This window comes from Pelorhabdus sp. sgz311001 (genome assembly GCF_055901755.1).
This window is the reverse complement of the sequence record NZ_JBVXUT010000001.1, coordinates 616,867-637,725: the sequence shown is the minus strand read 5'-3', so window position 1 is coordinate 637,725 and position 20,859 is coordinate 616,867. Positions and strand designations below refer to the sequence as shown.

Sequence of the window (20,859 nt, the reverse complement as noted above, 5' to 3'; positions counted from 1 at the left end):
CTATTTCACCTCCTCCTGCAATGCATTTACATGCTTTTCATACTCTTTTCCATCAGCCCAGACAGCAGCGCGAACATCTACTATGAAACTAAGGCGATCCATTGCGGTCTTTCGTCTATGAGCTTTAAATAAGACAAGAACCTGAGAAAGAGAGTATTTTTGCATGTCAAAAAAGCTGTGGCCATTTGCTACCAAAGTGGCGGCAATATCTGACCATCCGAAATTCAATTCGTCTTCTGTTTTCTTATTTTTTCTTTTACCTCGGCTACTACCGCAAGTGTTCGAAGCATCGGAAGCAGCCGTTCTTTGAAAAAAGACCAATTGATCTTTATTGTTTTGATTAGAATCTCAACACCTTCATCAAAACGCAAATTGGAAACCCATTTTTGATCCTTACCGGTACTCATACACATCAGTTCACTGATACTTTCCCATTGGCTTGCCAAAAGCACACAGACCGCATCAACCGCTCCGTCATTAAAAACGATATCGCCGTTAGTTACCTTCACTTTATTTAGTGCAAGAAGAAACTCGCTGCGCCCTTCGTTGAAAATTCGAATCAACTCAGGCAACTGGCCAAAAGTAAATGGACGAAGATTCACGGCCTCCGACCCTACAACTATTTTCTCGTCAGGCAACAATTCCTTGATGTCTTCCATAAAAATTCTCCTCTCAAAACAAATGAGGCACGGGTTATACCTGAGCCTCTGTCAAATCAATAATGCGGCCAAATGGATTGCGCCTACTCAATTAGCCATATTTTCTCACCACCTAAAAAAGCTGCCTTTAGGCAGCTAGTATTTTAAATCCATAGAGCAATATTATCTATTCTCCAATATTAATGACTGTCTTCCATTCATTTAGCCTATCATCAGTAAAAATCAAAACGAAATCGCTTTCTGTTCTAAAACACCTAATAGCTACTCTAGATGCAGTTTTAATTTTATTTACAACATCAAAAGGTAGAACCGCTTCTAAAAAAAGCTTATTGCCCTCATTAATTGCAAACTTATTTTTCCATGTGTTTTTTACTGGAACAGTTATCACTGGTAAGTCATCTATTTTTATCTCAATCGGTATATCCTTAAAACTAAATTCGCTATATGATGTTAGCCATATTTTAAAACTATACGTAGCATCATTCCCTACTCCGCATTTTTCAAACCAATATGCATTATATTTTTCATTCGTTATTGGGTTTGGAGTTCTTTGAGAAGTACTCGATACATAAACCATCTTATTAGAAAATTGATCTTGACGGGATATTATTTCTGCAAAAGCACTATTTATATTAAATATAAATATGCTCAAGATTAGTAATATACATTTTTTCATCAAAAATCCCCCTAATAATAGTAATTAAGGGTTATCTTCTGTAAAAACATTAAAATATCCTTTATCTTACAGTTAAAGCACGGGTTATACCCGCGCCTCCGTCAAATCAATGATACGGCCAAATGGCTCATCTGGATGGTTGCGTTTATCTTCCATGCAAGTCACTGTAATATCAAAATTGGCATAATCCGTGCCAATAAAAGGAACATTGCCATTCGGTTTAATGGTAACGTCCCAGAACTCGCCGTTGTATACCCGGCCTTTCGACGGATCGCCTAAGAACAAGAGATACCCTCGAATTGTAGTTGAGGTCAGCCCTGATATCTTAGGAATGGCCATGGCTGGCACTTCGTAGTCAATCAGTACATCTGATCCATCGGGAATGGAAGAATCAGCTGGGATCTGAATCATGCCGCTACGAGCCAGAGTATCATCGACAACGTAATCATCACCAGCAACAAAATCAGTCACGGCCGGAGTCACGCTGATTTTCCACGTATCGCCTACTGCAAAAGTTTCTGTCCCGCTTACTGCAAAAGTAACTTGCACGCCAGAATCAATCGTGATGGGCGCTGCTGTTACAGTAACATCGGCACTAAAGGAAGCTGCTAACCCTTTTTTCCATTGCATCTTGCAGCCCGTTAGACTGCCGGCCGCATTCGGTGGCGCCGAAATCGTCACATAGTAATCTTCTGCGGACGTCCCGGTGTACGATCCTCCAGAAGTTACTGTGCCATCACCAGTAATTGTTCCGTAGGGAGCTGCAGCACCAACCGCCGCGGGAAGTGCAGTTGCTCGCTTAACCTTTACTGTAGTCTTATCAAAGTTATAATCGCCTACTCGGATGTATGTCCCCAGGAACGATTTATACTGCATATTTCTAGCTGTTTTAGCAGCCTGAACAATCACGCCTTCGTCACCATAAACCGCAAGGGCTAAATTAGCGGGAGTAACCTCTTCTAGCGTCAAATCCACACTAAGCTTCTTTTCGGTAACGGCTTCATCCAAAACGCTTTTAGCAGCGTCCATAGATGATTTCTTTTCGACCGTTGTCACCTCAGGTTTCATGTCAAACTTCGGCACGTTGCCGAGATGCCGAAGCGGATCGAGCTGACCACTTTTGTTTTTTCGTGCAAAAAGTACCTGTCCTGATCCAATATAAAAATTACTTGCGCTCGGAATTGCTACTGATTTTGGCATTTTATCGTCTCCATTCTATTTCTAATATTGTGCGGCTGCCAGCTATTGGTCGGCTAGTGCCGCCGTCAGAAGCAGTCTTCACTATTTTTACATTCATGGACAATCCTAAGTTTTTAAGAGCATGATTCGTCCACTTGTCCAAAAGACCGTTAAAAGATACCTGCAATGGATGTAGCAGGCCGTATGCCGATGCATCACCGGGTGCAGTATTTTCCACCCAGGTATCAACCCAAAGCACTACAGTGCCAGTTCGTAATGTATGAGGGTACATACCGCCTTCATCGTCCCAAAGAATTTCAATTCTTGGATAGACAGTATCGTCAATGGCGCCTTCTACAACCATAATGTCTGCCATTTCAGGTTGCTGCTCTAGAAACTCTTTAAGGTTTTGAATAATTGGCCACCAATACATGGCTACCTCCTAACCATATCAATCGTCTGAAAAAGATTTGATCTTTTCTTTTTGCCTGTTAAAATACTTGGCGTTTCCTTTATTTCGCTCGTAATTCTATCAACTTCTGCAGCAAAAACTTTTCGTTTTAGCTCCCAGGCATCGACGCCATCAACACCTTTTTGATTCATCCGCGACTTATTACTGGCAGTAGTCATTAAAGCGTAGGCCATGGCAAGTTTCTTCACCTTATATGGTGGCGGCGAAAGAATTCTTGCAGGATCAACACCAAGAGACTCGGCAAGATCATCAATGTAGTCCGTTGCCTCATCAATGTCATCCTGCGTGGCGTCCTTTTTTAGAAGCTCATCGCGTAAGTCAGCAAGCTCACAGTAACTCACAGGCCAGCCTCCTTGATCGCACGATCAGTATAACGACTAAATACATCATTAACGTGTTGGCGATTTTTTTCAGCAGATTTATAGAGAAACGGATCCGGTCGCTGACCTCGAATTGTGTTGCCTCTTGAGAAGAGGAATTTTCCATTAGTTCCAACCCATCGTAAAGCTTTTTTCTGCCTCGGCCTAACTTGCCATGCACTACGCCCGGCATAAATACCGGTACCAGGATGAACAAACTTTCCGTACGGAGCAACGTTTTCATCAATAAGAACTTTACCTTCAACTCCATTGTCGCCTTTATCGGTAACATTGAAATCAACGGCTCGTTCAAGATTTCCTGTTCTCGATCTAAACATGTGAACGGCGCGTGCTTCAGACTGAACATCACGGCAAGATATATTCATCGCAAGCCGCATGTTTTTCAAAAGTACGTTTGGTGCCTTATCTGCAGCCTGATTAAATTTACCGATATCAGGGACTTGAAAATGAATATCCAATCCTATCACCTCCAGTTAAACAGAAAAGAGAGGCCTAAGCCCCTCTACGCCACATTCATGATGATTACGGAGTCAGCCGCCTCAAAGCTCGGCAGCGTGATGGCGGATACGACGGTTACGACATTTACCGGATGTTCCTTGACATAACATGTCACAGCAACACCAGTATTTACAATTTTAACCTGAGCACTACTCTTTCCTGTCATTAGATCGGCCTCTTCCGGCGTCGTGCCGTAGTAAGTATTGCCAAGATCACCAGAAGGCAGTAGTGTAAATACGTCATCAGGGAAAAACTGCTGACTTGCTCCCTTAACCGTCAATGCAAATTTCTTCGTATAAATGACAATATTCAAGCCTATCTTATTCATGAAATACCGCTGTAGATCAACATCCGTCAAAATAATGTTCTGGCCATTTTGGACATTCATATCCTTTTTTATTTTTTCGTTTTGCATCAAATAGCCCCAGGTTTTCCGTGTGCAAATTGCTGTTGTCGGGCGGTTCCCAGTATCATCTTCCGCTAATTGCTGTGCATCCATGATATCCTGCAAAGGATTAGAATTCACAGTGTCACTCCATTTGGCGGTACCTGTAAGTTTAATCTTATGTGACGCCTTGAATTTATAATCATAATTATATTGCACTCGATTTGCTTCAACACCGATTCTCCCAGTCGAAAGAAGCTGCATGCGCATCCGTTCCGCCTGCACTTCAACACCACTAATAAGATTTCCAGCATCATCATAAATTGGGGTAACCAAAGTATTCATCATAGCATCGTTCTGTGCTGCCAATGCTTGCAAGAGATCCTGACGATCTTTTTCCTTGATGACCATTCTTTCACGGAAGAAAGCCATTTCAGTTTCAATTCTGGACACACCAATACGTTCTCTGATAGGTGCCTCCGTGTCAAATTCGGCTGGCATCAAAGCAACAGGAAGACCTTGACTTCCTGTAATCCAGGATAAAGTAAGCCCCGCTTTTTTCTTCGCCGGGAATAGGACTTCACCAAGATAAGGTATCTTATTAGATGTAGCCTTATTCCAGTAAGCACCGATTTCAGTAGGATTAATCAAATCAAAAATAGTTGGCATGTTTTTTCACTCTCCTAATTTTTCATAAAAAAAGAAAGCCCTAAAGCTTTCCTTTCTACTTCATAAATACAATTCGGCTAGCTAGAGCAGTAACTGCTGCAGGATCAGGAGCTGTCGGCAACTTACCGAGATCAATAAAGCCGTGAATCACCATTGCACCCGAAGCAGGACCATAGGTTACATCAACGTCATTTAAAAGAACACCTTCAGCATCGGTATCATTCTGCAAGCCGACTGGCAATGTGTCATCTGCTAAGGCCTTACCGCCAATACCGCCGATAATCGTACCACAAGGAACAATTTTCTTGCCGTCTGCATCAGCCGTTACACCTGTATCGTCGACTGTAACTGCGATTGATACGACATGGTCAGGAAATTTCAAAACCGTCTTTGTGTTTAAATAATCAGTTTGTACAAATTTCATTTTGACACCATCCTTTATCGATTATTTCCAAAGTAAAATTCGGCGCCCTTTTGGATGCGCTCAGACGGTCTATTGGATTCCCAAATAGATTCAGCAAAGCTACCTTGCTTGCCGTTGCCGCTGCTCCCACCGGAACCGCCGCCAGGGTTTTGGCTATTGAGCACAAACTCTTGATTCGTTTCTAGCCAGCCTTTTACGCCTTCCCCCACAGGAATTTCATCGCCATCGTCACTTACAAAAACAAGATTGTCATCATCGCCAACTTTTACGTTGTTGAGCAAAAGCTTCGCGAGCTGATCAGGCTTAATAGCCTTATTTTCCGTTAAAGCAGTCAACAAGGCTTGGGTTTTCATGCTGGTATGGCGCTTGCCTCGCTCTTCGCCTAAAAGCTTTTCATTGTCAGCGCTAATTTTTTCAAGCTTCTTATACTCACGCTGCACTTTTTTCAATTCAGACTGCACCTGAGCTAGATCAGCAGCTTTTGTGTCGCCGTCTTTCGCCGCTTGTAGCTTTGTTTTAGCCTCGGCAATGGCTTCGTCCAGGTCTTCTGTGTCGCCGTCGATTTCAAGCGCATCCTGGAAGATTTCAAGACGTTCATTTGCCGCGGCTAGATCGGTCTCAGCCTTCTTTTGCGCAGTTTTTGCAGTAGTAACTTCTTTACCTTTTGTTTTGATCTCGGCATCTTTACCAGCTACAATCGCTTTAATCGCTTCAATTAATTTTTGCCCTTCAGGCAATTGCCCCAGGGCTGCAAGAAATTCTTCCCAAGTCAAAATTCATCATCTCCTCTTAAATTTGAGCATAAAAATAGCGACTGTCATCTTTTACAAGACAGCCGCCGTCAAACGTCCATAAGGTAGTAACCGTACTTGGTTCGCTTAAGATCTTTGGTCCCGTACTTACGGAGATTTTTGTATTCAGTTTTGAGCAACTTGATCATGGCTTTCACCCCCTCTCAAGGGAAATAAAAAAACCGCCTATACATTTATCTGCTAGGCGATTAGTACCAGACAACACGTGATTCTGTAGGAATCTTATCCATTTTAGCTAAATCTAATAGTTTAAATCTAACCTTTGAAACATAACTATCAGAACCAGAGTCATACTTGGTTGTTTCTTTTTTTATATAATTTCTTGTTTCAATATCAACCTCAACAAAACCAACTTCTTTTGTGTTTTCTGGAGAATAATTACATGATATTTTATTGTCTGTTTTTAAGATGTTTTTTAAAAATACCATTAATCATCATCCCCCATTACCATTTTTTGATAGTTGTATAGCTTATTAGCCTCTTGGTGGGCTTTAATTTGCGAGTAACCTTGTTCCATGAAGAATCTTTCCATCCATTCATGGTTCAGCAAAGTAATATCACGTTCTTTTATATTTTCACCATTAAGTAGCCTTTGCCAGGATTGTGCCATTTCATAATCAGGAAAGAATCGTTCTGGTTCTGGACCACCGAGATCATGCTTATTGATAAATATATGCTCCTTTATTTTATCAATAAACTCTTCTTTTATGCCAGTATTACGCGATATAGAAGCACTATCTGTTTTCATATGCCTTACAGATTCATAATAACGGAAAGCATGCTCAAGTGCCTTATCACTATCTCGTTGTAAAGCTCCACTATTTGCACCACTTTCCCTAATTATAACACTTGCTTTGTTATTAGCAAGTACTTGATCAGAAGGAGATAGTCCCCCGTAAAAATCCTGCGCAACAAATCGCGTTTCAGGCTTTGCCGGTTGTTCCCAATTTCTCAGCGACTGCTGCCACCCCTTACCGTCTTTCCATTCTTTCCATCCATCAGCACCAAGCAGTTGCTTCTGATCGAAATCCGAAAGTGTCTTAAGATATTCGTCGCCGGCCGCCTTGTTCAGTGCCGCCGAATCCAATATTTTAGACTCTTTAGCAAAATCCATATGAATCTCACCCTCGAAAACGGGCTCTAACAGACACATACAGTGCGCGTGGGCCGGATGCCGCGGCAATTTATCCTTAGGATACACGCCAGGGCCAAGACCATAAAGATCTGTATGCATATAAAAGTCGCATATATCCGTCCTAGGATGCCGACTGCTTAGCCGCCAGCGGTAAGCAATCACATCTGTATTATCTTGATATCTAGCAATAAAAGATTCGCCCCAGGCGGCTGACATTTCTGTCCTGGCAATGCGCTCGGCCAAATACCGGCTCTTTTCTTCTACGGCGACATGAACCGCATTAGTGAGCGCCTTATCTGAAAGATCATTGGCAGCATCAACAACTTTTTGATAAGCTGCTTTCAGCGACCGGGTAGGTGCCTCATGAGCAGCCAGCTTGTCGATATTCTTTTGCGCTGCTTTAAGCGATCGATTAAATTCTCCTAAGGCATCTGCTTCGCCTTGCATAATCCGTCTAGCCGCCTTTTGTAGTTGGTCCAGATAATCGACAAGCTCGGCTTGCTTAATGACCTTCTTGCCTGAATTGTATCCATCGTAAAGCTCCATAGCCATGCCTTTAATGGATTTCTGTTGCCGCATCGACAAAGAAATCGTATCGACAATCTCCTGACGGATCTTGGCCGACGACCCATGAAGCCGCTGGGAAAGATTCATTTTATCGGGCGCCCACGCCTCATGGAGAAGCTTTCGCTTAACTTCAGCAGGATTGGCCACCTTATCGGGATCGATGCCGTAGCCGTAAGCCGCGGCACGAAAAAGAACGTTCGTGAGAACGTCCTGATTGCGACCGAAGAACTTGTTTTCCGCTAACGCCTTCGCAATAGCCTCACTTACACCCATACCATCATCAATTAGTTCAAGCGCCCGATCAGCGACTGGCTGAGCTAATGCCTGAAACTCCTTGCTGTACTCGCCGATCAGCTTAAGATATTCTAGCGTGAACTGATTACGCTGCGCTGCCATCGCTGGTTACCTTATCAACTGGAGGTAATTGATTTTGTGGCGGTTGTGCAGGTGGTAAAGCTTTTTGACTATCGACCATCTCCTGCGCCTTAGTTGCATCCATACCGAAGAAGGCAATAAACATAATGACGGCTGCTTCCGGTGCAACGGCACCTGACGAAACATCAGAAAGCAATGTGATGGCATCGCTCATCTGTGTTCCATCGGCAGTGTAACGCTCATCTTGGGCTCTGGCTTCTATGTCAGCGATAACAGCATCATATCGATCTTCAGGGATATCATTTAAATAAGCCGCTACGGCCTTTTTCTTGACCTCTACATTAAATTCGGGGCTTACATTTAGATCGATAGCCTTGGCCACCTCATCCAATTCACCAGCAACGTCGACAATGCCGAAGTCGTCGCTGTACTTGCAGGTATAACCGACCTTCTTATTGGTCCAAAGTTCAAATAAAATAGCCAGTTTGATCTCTGCATCTTGGCAATTCAAGGCAAAATCAGCAAGGACCTGGTTGGCTTGTTCAAAATCCCATTGCTTAGCTACCCCAGACGTCTTCGTTTCCACGCCAGTCACATGGCTTAGCTCTGCCATGCGAAATATCTCCTTTATCAGGTCAGAGCGTTCCTCACGGAGTTGCTGCAGTTGTTCCGCTGGCGGCGCAATGTACTCCGGTCTATTACTGAGCTGCCCGTCATAGGGCAGCACATTTTCAGGACCAACAACAAGCTCGGCAGCGTCCTCTTTATCCTGTCCATCATCGGATAAGGGATAGGTAAGAATAGCAAAAGCCTGCGCCCGCTGCAGCTCACGAATTTCCGAGCACAGATTGTATAGCGCTAGATTCGCCTGCGCAATGTTATAAAACTCTGACTGCGGCATAAGCTTACCAGGGCTGCTCTTGCGCGACAAAAGCGGCACAACTGGACAGCGTCCCAAGCCGTGAGTTCCCGCATGGATCGTACCATCAGCTCGCTGACAGAGCCAGTCTGTGGAAGTCCACATCCAAGTCTCTGTTTTTGTGGGGCTACCAGAAGAACTTTCTGCAGCCACTGTGTAGGAAAACTCTGTGATCTGTCCGACTTTGTTGCAGACACAGTTTGTAACCTGCTTTCGCGTGACCATGTAGACATAGGGAAATGCCCGATTTTTAATTACATCGGCCATGTTCATCGGCTGATCGGCCACATTATCCATAACCAAGAAGCAAACACCGTGAAGCTTTGCCTGTCTTCCCGCTTCCTTCATCCAGCGACTCATAGGAGTTCCCTGTGTGTCCACGTCATCAATAAAGCGTGAAAAAAGGTCGTTCGTCTGCCACTGCCGCTCAGGGTTCTTTCGAAACACCGGGTTAACATGCGAATTGACCACGACACTGACATAATTCAGATAGTAAGCAAGCCGCTTACGCCTAAGATGCTTTTCATGTGTCTCTCGGATGTGCGGAACCAGGTAGTCGCCTGTTTTAAAACCGCCCTGGCCATAATAGGCATCTTCGAGGAATTTGTAGTCATCAACATTAAACCATGCAGAATAAGCCTCAACGGCTTCTCGTTCTCCCAAGGCATCCACCTCCTTCTTAAATCTTGCTCGAACTTTTTGCAATAAACTTGCGCGGCTTCCACAAAGCCAAAGCTAAAGCGTCGGCCATGTCAGGAGACTTTAGCCCACGCTTTTTCATGTCTTCTTTTCTTTCAAGTTCGATTTCGCCGCCAGAGTTAACGCGATACTTACGGTTACTGATCTGACTGATTTGCTTGTCGTTGTACCAAAGCACAATGGTATCAGTACGCAGGCGCTCACGAAGCATGCCCCACATCAACCCGCCTGAGTTTGCATAATTGACCGGATCTTCTGCTCTGAGACGTCCACCGCGACCGCCAAAGTGGCACTCATAAACCTTGACATTCTTCCATTGCTTCTCTTTGATAATTTCCTTGAGGCGATCATACACACCAACGCCAAGGCCGTCACAGTCGATTTTCACATTGATCTGAGGTAAATCATATTTCTCGTTGTACCGCTCGATCATTTGAACAGTCCGGCCAGTCAGTTGCATCGTGTCGTTATGGTGATACTCCTCAGGCTTTTGCTGGTAGTAATCATCAAATAACGGACAAATAACACTATCATCGTCGCCGAAGCGAGCCACATCGATGCCGATATCAACGACTTTAGGAAAAACAACAAGCAGTTTCTTTTCGCTGTTTTGCCTTACCCATTCCATAGCAATTAAGCTATCAGGCATGGCTTTGGGGAACTCTCCAGCAACACGCACACGGAAAACATCACTGTCTTCACCGTACATATCAATGATCATCTTAACGAAGGCTTGTGATACCCTCCCGGACTTACGACCATCAATGTGAAAAGTCGCGTACAATTCGCTGTTATCGTTATGGCTATCGAAAAACCATCCAACAAGCTTCGTCGGATTTCCGCAAGCAAGTAGCTGCGCTCCCTCGGTAGAAAGAGCACCAAGAACAGGCTCAAATATCTTATCCGCTACGCCCGATGCCTCATCCAGTATGTAAAAAACGTGGTCAGCATGGAACCCTTGCAGCGCGTCTGGTGTTGATGCCGTTCGTGGTACCGCAAACCATTCTTCGCGATGTGCCTTGTGATAAAACCTTTCGGCTGTCCACTCAAAAAGATCTCCGTCAGCCGATTGCCTATTCCATTTGTTGAGCTCGGCCCACAAAATATCATACAGCTGATGTTGAGTCGGTGCCGTACAGGGCACCTTCGGGAAAGGCCTCGAGTACATAAACCATTTGATCACCCAGGACTCGACAGCTGACTTACCAACGCCATGACCAGAACGAACAGAAGTAAGCTGATTCTTTCCACAGCTTTCTAAAATCTGCCCTTGGTTCTCATCAGGAGTAGCACCAATGACCTCTTTCACATACTCAACAGGATGATCCGCATAAAACATCATGGCCCGTGGTTCAAGAAGAATCGAACTGACTTCAATCATCGGTTCTTCCAAGCCTCCTCAAGCGCTTGAGCATGAGTTTTTGCCGCCTCAGTGCCGCTGCCGCTTTGGTTTGCGCTTTCAATCGTATGCTTCAGAGCCAGTTGCCGCGTTTTCTTCTCTTGAACCTTGGTCAGCGCTTCTTCCAGTCTGACGATATCATCAATCACACGAAAGTGAGTCTCGCGGATCTCGGTCGTAATCATCTTTTCCTCAGGCACAGTCACTGTCTTCACTTGGCCGGACTTTTCGTCGTAGACTTCGACGGCCTTCTTCTCAACAAGGCGTTCCTGGAGGATTTTCTTCTCGTTTTCAGTGAGGCCATCCATCAGGAGTTTGATCCGTTCCATCATGCGGCGCTCACGAATGGTAATGAGGCGAAGATCCTCTTCAACCTGGGCAAGAGTGTCGGTATTGATTGAGTCGTAAATTGCGCGTTCCTCATCAGTCAGACAGTGATACCAAATAGATTCATAGGCGCCTGTCTTAAGCCCATTCTTATTGGCTTTCGGCGCTCCATGCCCCTTAGAGTTTTTGTTACCTTTTGGGGCTCCTCGTTTGGTAACGTTACCATTCGTTTGATTAGTAACGTTACCATTCAATGCAGCGTTCCACTTATCAAGATTTTTCCACTTTCGGACTAGAGTATCAGACACGCCTAATTCCTCAGCAATTTCAATCAGTGGTTTTTTGCCGCCGCTTTCAATCCAGAGTTCTTTTGCTTTATCTCTGTTCGGACTTCGTTCTCTTGGCATTACATCAAGTCACCACCTCCCGCAATAAAATAAAAGAGCTACAGTTCGTCACGCTGCAGCTCAATATCAAGCTCGATTAATTTTTTTAAATCATCGACAGACTTGATCTCAATTTGACCTTTTTGAAAATCGCTTACCCACTTGGCTATACCAGCCTGAACTATCTTGCGATATTTTTCTTTGGATTCTTGAATTCCTTCGAAAACAGTCGCTTGATGTTGTAAAAGCAAGTCTTTACCATCTTTTGTGACTTTTAGGTTTTTCCTGGTAATTGCTGACACCCCCAGCCATAATGTAAAATAATGGCGAGATAGTAGTCTTTTCTCATCTGTGGCCACAGGCGTTCTACTATCTCTGGGGCAAGGGTCGGATGTTACTGCATCCGGCCTTTTGTCATTTTATTTACCATATCATCGCAATTGCACGGCCTTTCTACCAGTGAACTCTTCCCATCGTCGGACAATTACCTCACAATATACTGGATCGATCTCCATTACCCGCGCTTCTCGGCCAGTCTGCTCAGCAGCCATCAACGTGCTGCCGGATCCACCAAAGAAATCTAGTGCCACCTCTCCAGTCTTACTGCTATTTTGAATTGCCCTGGCACATAGAGGAACCGGCTTCATCGTTGGATGGGCTCCATTGCGTATAGGCTTGTCAAATCTCCATACCGTCGATAAGCTATCATCACCTGACTGCAGCATTTCGTAAGCAGGTACCCGGACCGTCACAAACCTCACACCATCCGAAAATGTAAGCAGCGCCCCTTGATCATCTTCCTTGATCGTCAGAGGCGCTGTTTCTTCTATTACCGTTCCTTGCTTGCGGCCACCATAAAACTGGTGGGAAGCTCCAGGCTTCCATCCGTATAAAATAGGCTCATGCTGCCATTGATAATCCTGGCGACCAAGTACAAACTGATTTTTGGCCCAAATCAAACATTGTTTATACATCCATCCTGCTGCCTGCATGCTCCCACGAAAGTTACTCCCCTCTGAATCTGCGTGACAAACATAAATAGCAGCGCCTGGCTTAGCTACAGCGTACATCGACGAAAAAGCAGCATGTAAAAACTGATTAAAAGCCTCACTCGACATGTTATCGTTTTGGATCGTGAGCTTATCTTTCGTACCACCTTCGTAGGCCACGTTATATGGCGGGTCCGTGAATATCATATCAGCCAAGTCGCCAGCCATTAGCTTTTCCACATCATCCATCTTTGTGGCATCACCGCACATAAGCCGATGTACCCCAAGTTGCCATATATCGCCCGTCTTCGTAATAGGCTCCTTGATTTCTTCGACTGCAGCCGCAACATCAAAATCATCTTCTTTAACCTCGATCACACGTAAGTCAGACAGAAGATTGTCTACTTGCTTTTCACTAAAGCCAGTGAGGTCCATATCAAAACCGATATCATTGATCTCTGACATCAGTTCACCAAGCAAGGCATCATCTATAGATGACAATTCCGCTATCCGATTGTCTGCGATCAGATCAGCCCACTCATCTGCGTCCGATGCATAGTCCTGCCGATCTACTGGCGCCTTTTCTAATCCCAAATGCTGAGCAGCAAGCAAACGCCCATGGCCGCGAACAATAAAACCAGAGCGGTTGCTCACGGTAATAGGAGCGCGCCAGCCCTGGTTCTTAATGATCTTAGCCAATAATTCAATTTGCCTTTGAGGGTGCGTATTAGGATTTCGCGGGTTTGGTATTAGCGCTGCGACATCTATAAGCTCGTCATACGCGCAGTGTATTGCTATATCCATAAAATCCTCCTTACCTCGGCCCTGTGCCGGTATGCATCTCAGTCTTTCTTATTTCCGCTATCTTGCGTAAGGCGACGAAGTGCGACTCCCATCCATCAAACTCCCCCTTAGCAAGCTCATAGATCGCATTAGCTATATCCAGAGCGTCTCTTGCTTCAATCACCGCGTCATCAGCTTCCACGGTCTTTGTAACAATCGACGCCGGTACTCCATTCCCCCGCGATGCTATAATTGCCCGAGCCAATGCTCTTTTATATGCCGTATCTTTTATGGCCACATCAGACTTGTACTGCGTCAGCTTATCCGCTAGAGTAGCGATCTGATTTGAACAAGTAGCAAGCATGGCCTCAATTTGGTGCGGTGTCGGATGCAGTGGAATTGTAAATTCACTAGCTTTTTTCATCTTATCGGTCTCCTATCCGGACGCCTCAGACTGCCGTTCTTTCTCTCAATTGGCGGCGCATTCTCGGAACCCAAATCATCGCACCAAGCTATGCTCTGGCAGCGGCCATCCACAATGTCTTTTCCCTTCGCCATACAAAAGCCGTTCTTTTGGTCCAAACATTTTCTAAAATTGCATGTATCGGGCAAGGTTATCACCTCTTTCTGCAAATAAAAAAGAGCCTCGCGGCTCTAAAAATAGTCTTATAATGATTATTTTGCTGTATCATCTGATGATTTCTCTTGAAATACAAATATTACTGGCATCTTACGTGAATAATCACAAGGATTACCTTCTTTATCATGAGGAGGAGAATAATGCCCTCTCCTAACAGCATCAATAAATGCATTATCAAAAACCTTATAACCTGAACTTTGCTCTATTTGAGCGCTTTTTAATATCCCGTCCTTTAAAACACTTATACTTACAACAAGTTTCATTTTTTCTCCCACATGTTCTTGGAAAAAGCGAAGCGGAATGTGTAATGTTCCGAATGCAATGATAGGAGTATCTTTTTTCTCACTTGCATCGGCTAAAGATACAACTCCAAACAATAGAGATAAAATAATAGCTAATATAACCTGTTTTTTCATAAAAATATCACCTTTAAATAAAATTCGCTAAAAAAATGTAGGTTCCTTCAAAACAAAAGCCACGCTTCTGGTTCAAGTATTTACAAAAATTACATCTATTAGCCATGGTATTGACCTCTTTATCCCGGCAGTTATGTTACAATCGTCTATAAAAGCCACTAAAATATGCTATAATATTCTTATCCAAAGGGGGTGTTTATTTTGCAGAAACTCATTGAGTTTCTCATGATACCATCACTAGCCGTCTGAATAACCCCAAAGCTAAAAGAAACCCAACCATGTTAGATATCTTGTTAAATAGTGTCATGGATGCTCTTGTCAGATGGCGCACTATTTAACCAATTTGTAAAAAAGTAGGATCGCCAATATTCGACGATCCTACTTTTTCTTTTCATTATTAATATCAATCTAACTTGACTTGTATTCTACTTTTACCGGAATTGTTAGTGTTGCTACTTTAACACCGTCAGCAACAAATTTAAAAGTCACAGTAAAATCTGTCATAAGACATTTACCCAAAAAATAAAGAGTAGGTAACTTTACTGAAAAACCAGGATGTATTATTTCTGGATTTACTGGTACCCATTGAAAACTGTAAAAACCTCTACCATAAGCATATGCAACGCCCTGCCATCCATTAAACTCATCTTCATTAAAATATTTTGCGTCATGCTTACCAAAATTAAATATCATTTCAACCATAGAGTACTTTGCAGCCGCTTCCCCTATATTTGATAAATTAATAAACCATTCATTATGAGGTCGGCCTCCAACTATAATCCCCTTTTCATTAACTTCTATTTTCACTTCAGAACTACTCTGTAAATAAGGGTACACGCTCAAAGACAGACGCGGTCTCATAATACTATTCTTATAAGCTAAAGCAGCAACAATTAATGCTAACAAAGTAATAAAAAAACTCGCAAATGATATGAGTTCATTTAAAGGCTTCATATTATCATTCCATTGAAAATATAACTGAGGAAAAGAAAATAGCCCTACTATAAATAATACGCCGACAGATGAGACTAATAGCACACTATCTGCAATCCGACTTGAAGACGAATTGCTTCTTGCAACCAAGCTCTGAAATTTCTTACTTTGCTTTGAGTTCTGTGTAAAGCCCTTTTTTATATCCTTAAATAATTTAAATGAATCTCTTTCAGAAATCCAAGACAAAATCTTATTTATTAAATGTTGCTTCAATGTTATTCCTTTCTCTTTAAGCCGATCTTTATAATCATTAAAGAACTTCCCCCACGCAACCGCGCTAATTAATGGAGAAACTAGAATACTTAAAAACCTTTGCCAGTCAAGTTCAGAGGGACTTGGACTTGGATTTGTTTTAGCATACCAGTAATAAGCCACATATGATAGTACAGAAGTAAAAACAGCTGCAATTAAAGACATTGCTACTTTATATTCTGCAGAATCAAATATGTAGATGCCTATCCACCAGACCAAAGGATAACTAAACAACAATAAAATAAATTGATAGTTTTCCATAACCTCTTTGCTAAGCAAGACAAAAATCATAGAAATTAAACTTGGCATCGCTATAAACCAAAGCACTACAAACCACGTATTCTTTTTGTATTTCTTCGTCCACCAGCAAAATGCACTAATGAATAAAAATATAAATAATAGATTTTCAAATAAACCGCCCAATTCTAACAGCCCCATCTATATTTTCAGTGTAATTTAAAGTATTCTAATAAGGCTATCGGTTAACCTCTAATATAAGCAAAAGCCGCCAATTCAAGGCGGCTCAATTCATTTCCTCATAAAATTTTCACACTATCATTATATCACGGTTGAAATGACATGTCAGTGACGACTTTGTGACATTGTGGAAAGGCCATCAATGCCGAAGATAAGCGAACTTATCTTTTCGCAACCATCATTTATGTCACGATAACATGTTCTTCTATCAATGCCTTCTTGCTCAGCAACATCATCAACTTTTACTTGTTCGAAATAAACTTTATTAATTACTCTATAACGCCGCTCATCTTCCTTATTCCCATAGGTCTCACAATAGATTCTATAAAGCCGCATCATTTTTTCAATATGTGTAAGTATAATATAGGTTCGAGTTATACTCTTTTTGATTGATTCAATATAAATGTCAGAATCACATTGATCCAAAACATCTAAAATGTCGATTGCACTTTCATTGATAGCCGCTTTAGGTAAGTCATATACAGCTTCCTCGCAGTGTTCCTTGAGTAATGGATAATGTTTTAATAATAATTTTGTATTAAATAGACGACGCTTCTGGCGAGATTTGACTTCCTTAATTTTTTCTTGCTGCAAACAGTTTATAGTAGCCTGGACAGCAGCTTCCGCTGCAATTTTAATAATCATCTCTTGCGTAAAATTTTGTTTAGTATTATTTCTCCCCATGTAAATCAATCCTCCCCCTAAAAAGCGCCTTATAAAATAAAACACCAAAAGGGCGGTCATTACCGCCCAATTTTATTTATTTAAAAATCTCTCTAAAAAATCTTTGAACCCCACCGGATAAAGCCACGATTAATAAGAAAGCGCCAAACCAGTGCCCAAAATCTTGAAATATGAACTCTGCCACTTCGAGCATACAATCCACCACCTTTTATTTATTCTTGCTGAATCCGCATCGATCTCGGCAATACTTCTTACAATTTTGGCAACAGCCGCATGTCTGGCGACACACAAGCCGAAGTGCAATTGGGCAGTTTCCTTTCATTAATTAGCCTCCCCGCATCATGTAATTTTTCCCCAAGCACTTTCATCGGAGAAACAATTGCAGAATATAATGACAAAAAAACTCTTTCGAATAACTTACTTGTTAGCTCTATTACATCTTGGCGATTCTTATTGACCATAACTAGATTGTTCTTGGTTTTAGCTATCAGTCGCTGCCTGTCATTCACCGCCTGTCCCCCTCTTTTGACTACTTGCTTATTCATCTGACATAGTATACAAACTTTTTAAAAATTTGTCTGGTCTGCTTTTATTATTGAAATAAAAAAAGCACCTTAGTCGGTGCTTTCAACAGTTAACTTATTCCTACTATTTTTAAGAAATTTATCTACTTCATGCAAACTTAGCATATCTTTAGAGATGCAACTTCTTAAACTCTTACAAATAATAGCCATCTCTACGACCAGCATCATCCCAACTATTATATAGTTTTCATCCCCATTTATTATTTGATATCCTACTTCCTTAAATATCGACTTATTTTTTTTGATTTCTGCTTCCATGTTTCCCTTTTGCTCAATCTGTTTTTCACTACTCCATTCATATTTATCAATAAAATATTGAAGTAGTTGCGTATTACGGTGACTTCGTATATAATCACCTGACGCCACTAGAAATGTATTAATTCTATTCAACTCTTGCAATGTATCCTCTTCTAACCAAGTGTGTAACTTAGCTGCAGAATGCATTTGATCTATGCTTTTACCAAAAACTTCTGAATTCGTGAATATATGGTGAAGATAACGAGAATGACCGTTCACTATAATTGTCTGAAATTGATCAAGCAAAAATAATAGTTTATTCAACTCGTCGTAGGCTTCTATTCTTTTATCTAAAATTTTCTTATAGTAATCATTTTTATATTCCTTATTTTTCGCACTCATAGTCATTTGATAATTCACCCAAACAGTAATAATACATACTATTATAGATGTAACTGACGCAGCCATAGAGGCATAAAAAGCCTTATTAGCAGCTTCCAACGTGGCATTCTGACTAATTATATTACCAAGTACTTTCGCAAATGCTTCAACAGTTTGACTATCCATACAACACCAATCCTTTCATTTCGTTTTACTACCTTCTTTAATTAAAAGTATGTTGCAAATAACATAGAAGTAAAAAGCACTCTCTTAAATATGAATTGGTTTCAACAACTCCGCATAGACAGGGATTTCATAATACATGATGGTGCTACATGCTTCGTTTTTGGGGATAAAAAAAATTTATTGTTTAAGGTTATGACTACAGACGCCTTAGATAACGAACAGAAAAACCAACAGGACATCTTTTTTACAAATGATAACGGATTGATATATTATTCTCGCTATTGGGGGGTACATATTTCAAAATTAATCGTTTTTGTTGAAACTGTATTCGAGTTTCTGCTGACCAAAGCAGAAATGTCAGATGCGGCTAATTCGAGCTTACAATATCAAATGATTCAAGGAAAAAATGAATTAATTGATACTGACGGAACAAAACTTACCGATATACAAGATGTTCTTATTCATCTGCTAAAGTCAATAATTGATTCTCTTGGATAAACTGCCAGTTTAGAACACAAAAAAACTGGAGCATACATATCCGTAATTTTATAAAAATCTATGGAAAGTTATTGATTTTATATGAAGTCTAACTGCTATAAAAAGTTATAAAGTTAGGAAAACAAGCAAATACCTGTTTTCCTAACTTTATGTTAGTTATTAAAAATCATTTTAAAATTTATTATAGAAGATCCAAGATACAGAGAATTCTTCACACATTCTACAGTCCCATTAAAATATATAAATTATTCGTTTATGATGACTTGCTTTATATTTCCGCTTTCATCATTTATTACATTTACTCTCGTTCTATTACCTTCAACTTCTACTTGATTCATATGAATTTTTACTTTCATATCATCATTCGTATGATCTTTTGGCAATTCAATAAAGGTTGTTTTATAAATATAAACCCCTGAACATACTAGACCTATTAAAAAGAAAATAATAGCCGCTTTATTTAAGACTGTTTTCCATTTCTCGTAAATATTGATTTTTTTAAAATAGACATCCTCTATGAAACAATTGATTGTTATTACGCTAAGCACAGCACATAAACTCCAACAAACAATTGGTGCATACAAAAAACTACTTGACCAGGGAATAGAATTAGGTAGGACAAACTTAACATGAAAAGTTATTAATGCTGCTATGAATCCAAGAGAAATAGTTATATACATTTTTAAAGATTCTATAATATAACCAACTGCTTTATTTTTACTATCATCATCAGGAAAAACATCCGTCTTTCTAGGATCTCCTTCTTTCAATTGCTTTTGTGATGGATCTTGCTCTAGCTCTTGCTCCTGCTCTTGCACCTTTGACTCCTGATCTTGTCTTAAGCTTGGCTTTCTTAGTTCCTCCTGCAACTGCACATGACCCTGTCCTCGCAATTGCCCATTTACGTACTCCTGCTTCTGTTCCTGCAATTGCTCCTTTGACTTCTGTTCTTGGCTTGAACTTGATTTTTGCAGCTTCTCCTGCGAATGCAAATGATCCGAATCTTTCAAGCTGTACTCCACTCCCTCTTTCTGTGCCCCTTTTTTTACAATAAAGAATTCTACTGTTACTAACAACGCTTGACATAAACTCTGGCCTACAAGGATACATATGACATATACTCATATTACTCTCTATTAATTCACTTTTTGCTAAAGCAATTGTATTATCATCAATAATTTTAGAATTATGTAAACATCCAAGTGTATTATCTTTTGAATAATCATACAAATATATCGAATATCTTTTAGCCAAACTATGCAATACCTTATACTCTTTTTCTAATAAGGTATGATGTTTCTTTCGAAGAACCTTTTCCATATTTTCTATGTCAAAATATTTCGAAATACTACTAACCTTTTCTAATATATCATCTACAGCCCCGCCTCGAGATCGCCATCCTAATATAAGGCCTTTTATTAAAACTGAATGCAATTTTTCCTGATAACTTTTGCTAATAATATATGTTTTTTTAGCCATTATAGAAACCATAACCTCCCACATAATTTAGCGAATTCTGATATTATTTCAATAAGAAAAGTAAAACTCCTTTAAAATTCGTACTTACATAGCACAATCACTGCCCAAACGAAACATGAAAAAAATATTCAGAAGAAAAGATATCTACGTAATCATGAATCTAAATATCACCTTCCCAATTTATATCCTTGTCTCCATACAGCTAATAATCCGCAGAGAAATTACTGCCTGACCACGCTTAATAGATAACCGACAATCACGCTCTGTGCTCCTAGGGAGGCGCTGTGCCCCCCTAGCCA

Annotated in this window: 26 protein-coding genes; 1 reads left to right on the top strand and 25 read right to left on the bottom strand. The window is 41.2% G+C overall.

The features are described from left to right. From AC0MXB_RS03325 to AC0MXB_RS03215, 23 genes are all read right to left on the bottom strand, one after another. Entirely contained in the window at window positions 1-228 is a 228-nt protein-coding gene (locus tag AC0MXB_RS03325; protein ID WP_474038189.1) for a hypothetical protein, read from the bottom strand. After that, window positions 225-659, bottom strand: a complete 435-nt coding sequence (locus AC0MXB_RS03320; RefSeq protein ID WP_474038188.1) for a hypothetical protein — start codon at window positions 657-659, stop codon at window positions 225-227. Before AC0MXB_RS03320 ends, AC0MXB_RS03325 begins: the two co-directional genes overlap by 4 nt. A 166-nt stretch (window positions 660-825) precedes the next feature. Next, a complete protein-coding gene (locus tag AC0MXB_RS03315; protein WP_474038187.1) occupies window positions 826-1,335 on the bottom strand; it encodes a hypothetical protein in 510 nt (169 codons plus the stop codon). A gap of 84 nt (window positions 1,336-1,419) precedes the next feature. Beyond that, window positions 1,420-2,535, bottom strand: coding sequence for a phage tail tube protein (locus AC0MXB_RS03310; protein WP_474038186.1), 1,116 nt, complete (start codon window positions 2,533-2,535; stop codon window positions 1,420-1,422). A gap of 1 nt (window position 2,536) precedes the next feature. Further along, window positions 2,537-2,947: a hypothetical protein gene (locus tag AC0MXB_RS03305; RefSeq protein ID WP_474038185.1), complete on the bottom strand. Its 411-nt coding sequence runs from the start codon at window positions 2,945-2,947 to the stop codon at window positions 2,537-2,539. Window positions 2,948-2,949: 2 nt separating this feature from the next. Next, window positions 2,950-3,327 carry a hypothetical protein gene (locus AC0MXB_RS03300; RefSeq protein ID WP_474038184.1) on the bottom strand — a complete coding sequence of 126 codons (378 nt, stop codon included), beginning with the start codon at window positions 3,325-3,327 and terminating at the stop codon, window positions 2,950-2,952. Then, window positions 3,324-3,824: a hypothetical protein gene (locus AC0MXB_RS03295; RefSeq protein WP_474038183.1), complete on the bottom strand. Its 501-nt coding sequence runs from the start codon at window positions 3,822-3,824 to the stop codon at window positions 3,324-3,326. The genes AC0MXB_RS03300 and AC0MXB_RS03295 overlap by 4 nt, the downstream gene beginning before the upstream one ends. Window positions 3,825-3,868: 44 nt before the next feature. Beyond that, entirely contained in the window at window positions 3,869-4,918 is a 1,050-nt protein-coding gene (locus AC0MXB_RS03290) for a major capsid protein (protein WP_474038182.1), read from the bottom strand. 55 nt (window positions 4,919-4,973) lie between these two features. Continuing rightward, the gene (locus AC0MXB_RS03285; RefSeq protein ID WP_474038181.1) at window positions 4,974-5,342 is read right to left on the bottom strand and encodes a hypothetical protein; all 369 of its coding nucleotides are present in this window, start codon (window positions 5,340-5,342) and stop codon (window positions 4,974-4,976) included. Between the two features lie 14 nt (window positions 5,343-5,356). Continuing rightward, entirely contained in the window at window positions 5,357-6,115 is a 759-nt protein-coding gene (locus tag AC0MXB_RS03280; protein ID WP_474038180.1) for a hypothetical protein, read from the bottom strand. A gap of 227 nt (window positions 6,116-6,342) precedes the next feature. Next, window positions 6,343-6,582, bottom strand: coding sequence for a hypothetical protein (locus tag AC0MXB_RS03275; protein ID WP_474038179.1), 240 nt, complete (start codon window positions 6,580-6,582; stop codon window positions 6,343-6,345). Then, complete coding sequence (locus AC0MXB_RS03270) at window positions 6,582-8,252, bottom strand: hypothetical protein (protein ID WP_474038178.1); 1,671 nt, start codon at window positions 8,250-8,252, stop codon at window positions 6,582-6,584. Before AC0MXB_RS03270 ends, AC0MXB_RS03275 begins: the two co-directional genes overlap by 1 nt. Then, on the bottom strand, window positions 8,236-9,597 hold the full coding sequence (locus AC0MXB_RS03265; RefSeq protein ID WP_474038177.1) for a hypothetical protein: 1,362 nt from the start codon (window positions 9,595-9,597) through the stop codon (window positions 8,236-8,238). The genes AC0MXB_RS03270 and AC0MXB_RS03265 overlap by 17 nt, the downstream gene beginning before the upstream one ends. A gap of 232 nt (window positions 9,598-9,829) precedes the next feature. Further along, window positions 9,830-11,242 (bottom strand): terminase, encoded by a 1,413-nt coding sequence (locus AC0MXB_RS03260; RefSeq protein WP_474038176.1) that lies wholly within the window; start codon window positions 11,240-11,242, stop codon window positions 9,830-9,832. Further along, a complete protein-coding gene (gene terS / locus AC0MXB_RS03255) occupies window positions 11,227-11,982 on the bottom strand; it encodes a phage terminase small subunit (RefSeq protein WP_474038175.1) in 756 nt (251 codons plus the stop codon). Before terS ends, AC0MXB_RS03260 begins: the two co-directional genes overlap by 16 nt. Before the next feature lie 38 nt (window positions 11,983-12,020). Then, window positions 12,021-12,320 carry a hypothetical protein gene (locus AC0MXB_RS03250; RefSeq protein ID WP_474038174.1) on the bottom strand — a complete coding sequence of 100 codons (300 nt, stop codon included), beginning with the start codon at window positions 12,318-12,320 and terminating at the stop codon, window positions 12,021-12,023. Between the two features lie 72 nt (window positions 12,321-12,392). Beyond that, window positions 12,393-13,754 carry a site-specific DNA-methyltransferase gene (locus tag AC0MXB_RS03245; protein WP_474038173.1) on the bottom strand — a complete coding sequence of 454 codons (1,362 nt, stop codon included), beginning with the start codon at window positions 13,752-13,754 and terminating at the stop codon, window positions 12,393-12,395. Between the two features lie 10 nt (window positions 13,755-13,764). Further along, a complete protein-coding gene (locus tag AC0MXB_RS03240; RefSeq protein ID WP_474038172.1) occupies window positions 13,765-14,157 on the bottom strand; it encodes a hypothetical protein in 393 nt (130 codons plus the stop codon). 251 nt (window positions 14,158-14,408) lie between these two features. Then, window positions 14,409-14,789 (bottom strand): energy transducer TonB family protein, encoded by a 381-nt coding sequence (locus AC0MXB_RS03235; protein ID WP_474038171.1) that lies wholly within the window; start codon window positions 14,787-14,789, stop codon window positions 14,409-14,411. 408 nt (window positions 14,790-15,197) lie between these two features. Next, the gene (locus AC0MXB_RS03230) at window positions 15,198-16,457 is read right to left on the bottom strand and encodes a hypothetical protein (RefSeq protein ID WP_474038170.1); all 1,260 of its coding nucleotides are present in this window, start codon (window positions 16,455-16,457) and stop codon (window positions 15,198-15,200) included. Between the two features lie 159 nt (window positions 16,458-16,616). Beyond that, window positions 16,617-17,195: a hypothetical protein gene (locus tag AC0MXB_RS03225; protein WP_474038169.1), complete on the bottom strand. Its 579-nt coding sequence runs from the start codon at window positions 17,193-17,195 to the stop codon at window positions 16,617-16,619. A 251-nt stretch (window positions 17,196-17,446) separates the two neighbouring features. Further along, window positions 17,447-17,704 (bottom strand): hypothetical protein, encoded by a 258-nt coding sequence (locus AC0MXB_RS03220; protein ID WP_474038168.1) that lies wholly within the window; start codon window positions 17,702-17,704, stop codon window positions 17,447-17,449. Window positions 17,705-17,809: 105 nt separating this feature from the next. Continuing rightward, entirely contained in the window at window positions 17,810-18,583 is a 774-nt protein-coding gene (locus AC0MXB_RS03215) for a hypothetical protein (RefSeq protein ID WP_474038167.1), read from the bottom strand. 90 nt (window positions 18,584-18,673) lie between these two features. Between AC0MXB_RS03215 and AC0MXB_RS03210 the strand changes: the two genes are divergently transcribed. Beyond that, on the top strand, window positions 18,674-19,081 hold the full coding sequence (locus tag AC0MXB_RS03210) for a hypothetical protein (RefSeq protein ID WP_474038166.1): 408 nt from the start codon (window positions 18,674-18,676) through the stop codon (window positions 19,079-19,081). Between the two features lie 245 nt (window positions 19,082-19,326). Here AC0MXB_RS03210 and AC0MXB_RS03205 read toward each other — a convergent pair whose 3' ends face one another. Together AC0MXB_RS03205 and AC0MXB_RS03200 are read right to left on the bottom strand one after the other, a co-directional pair. Then, a complete protein-coding gene (locus AC0MXB_RS03205; RefSeq protein WP_474038165.1) occupies window positions 19,327-19,899 on the bottom strand; it encodes a hypothetical protein in 573 nt (190 codons plus the stop codon). Continuing rightward, window positions 19,832-20,560, bottom strand: coding sequence for a hypothetical protein (locus AC0MXB_RS03200; protein ID WP_474038164.1), 729 nt, complete (start codon window positions 20,558-20,560; stop codon window positions 19,832-19,834). The genes AC0MXB_RS03205 and AC0MXB_RS03200 overlap by 68 nt, the downstream gene beginning before the upstream one ends. Window positions 20,561-20,859 lie beyond the last annotated feature (299 nt).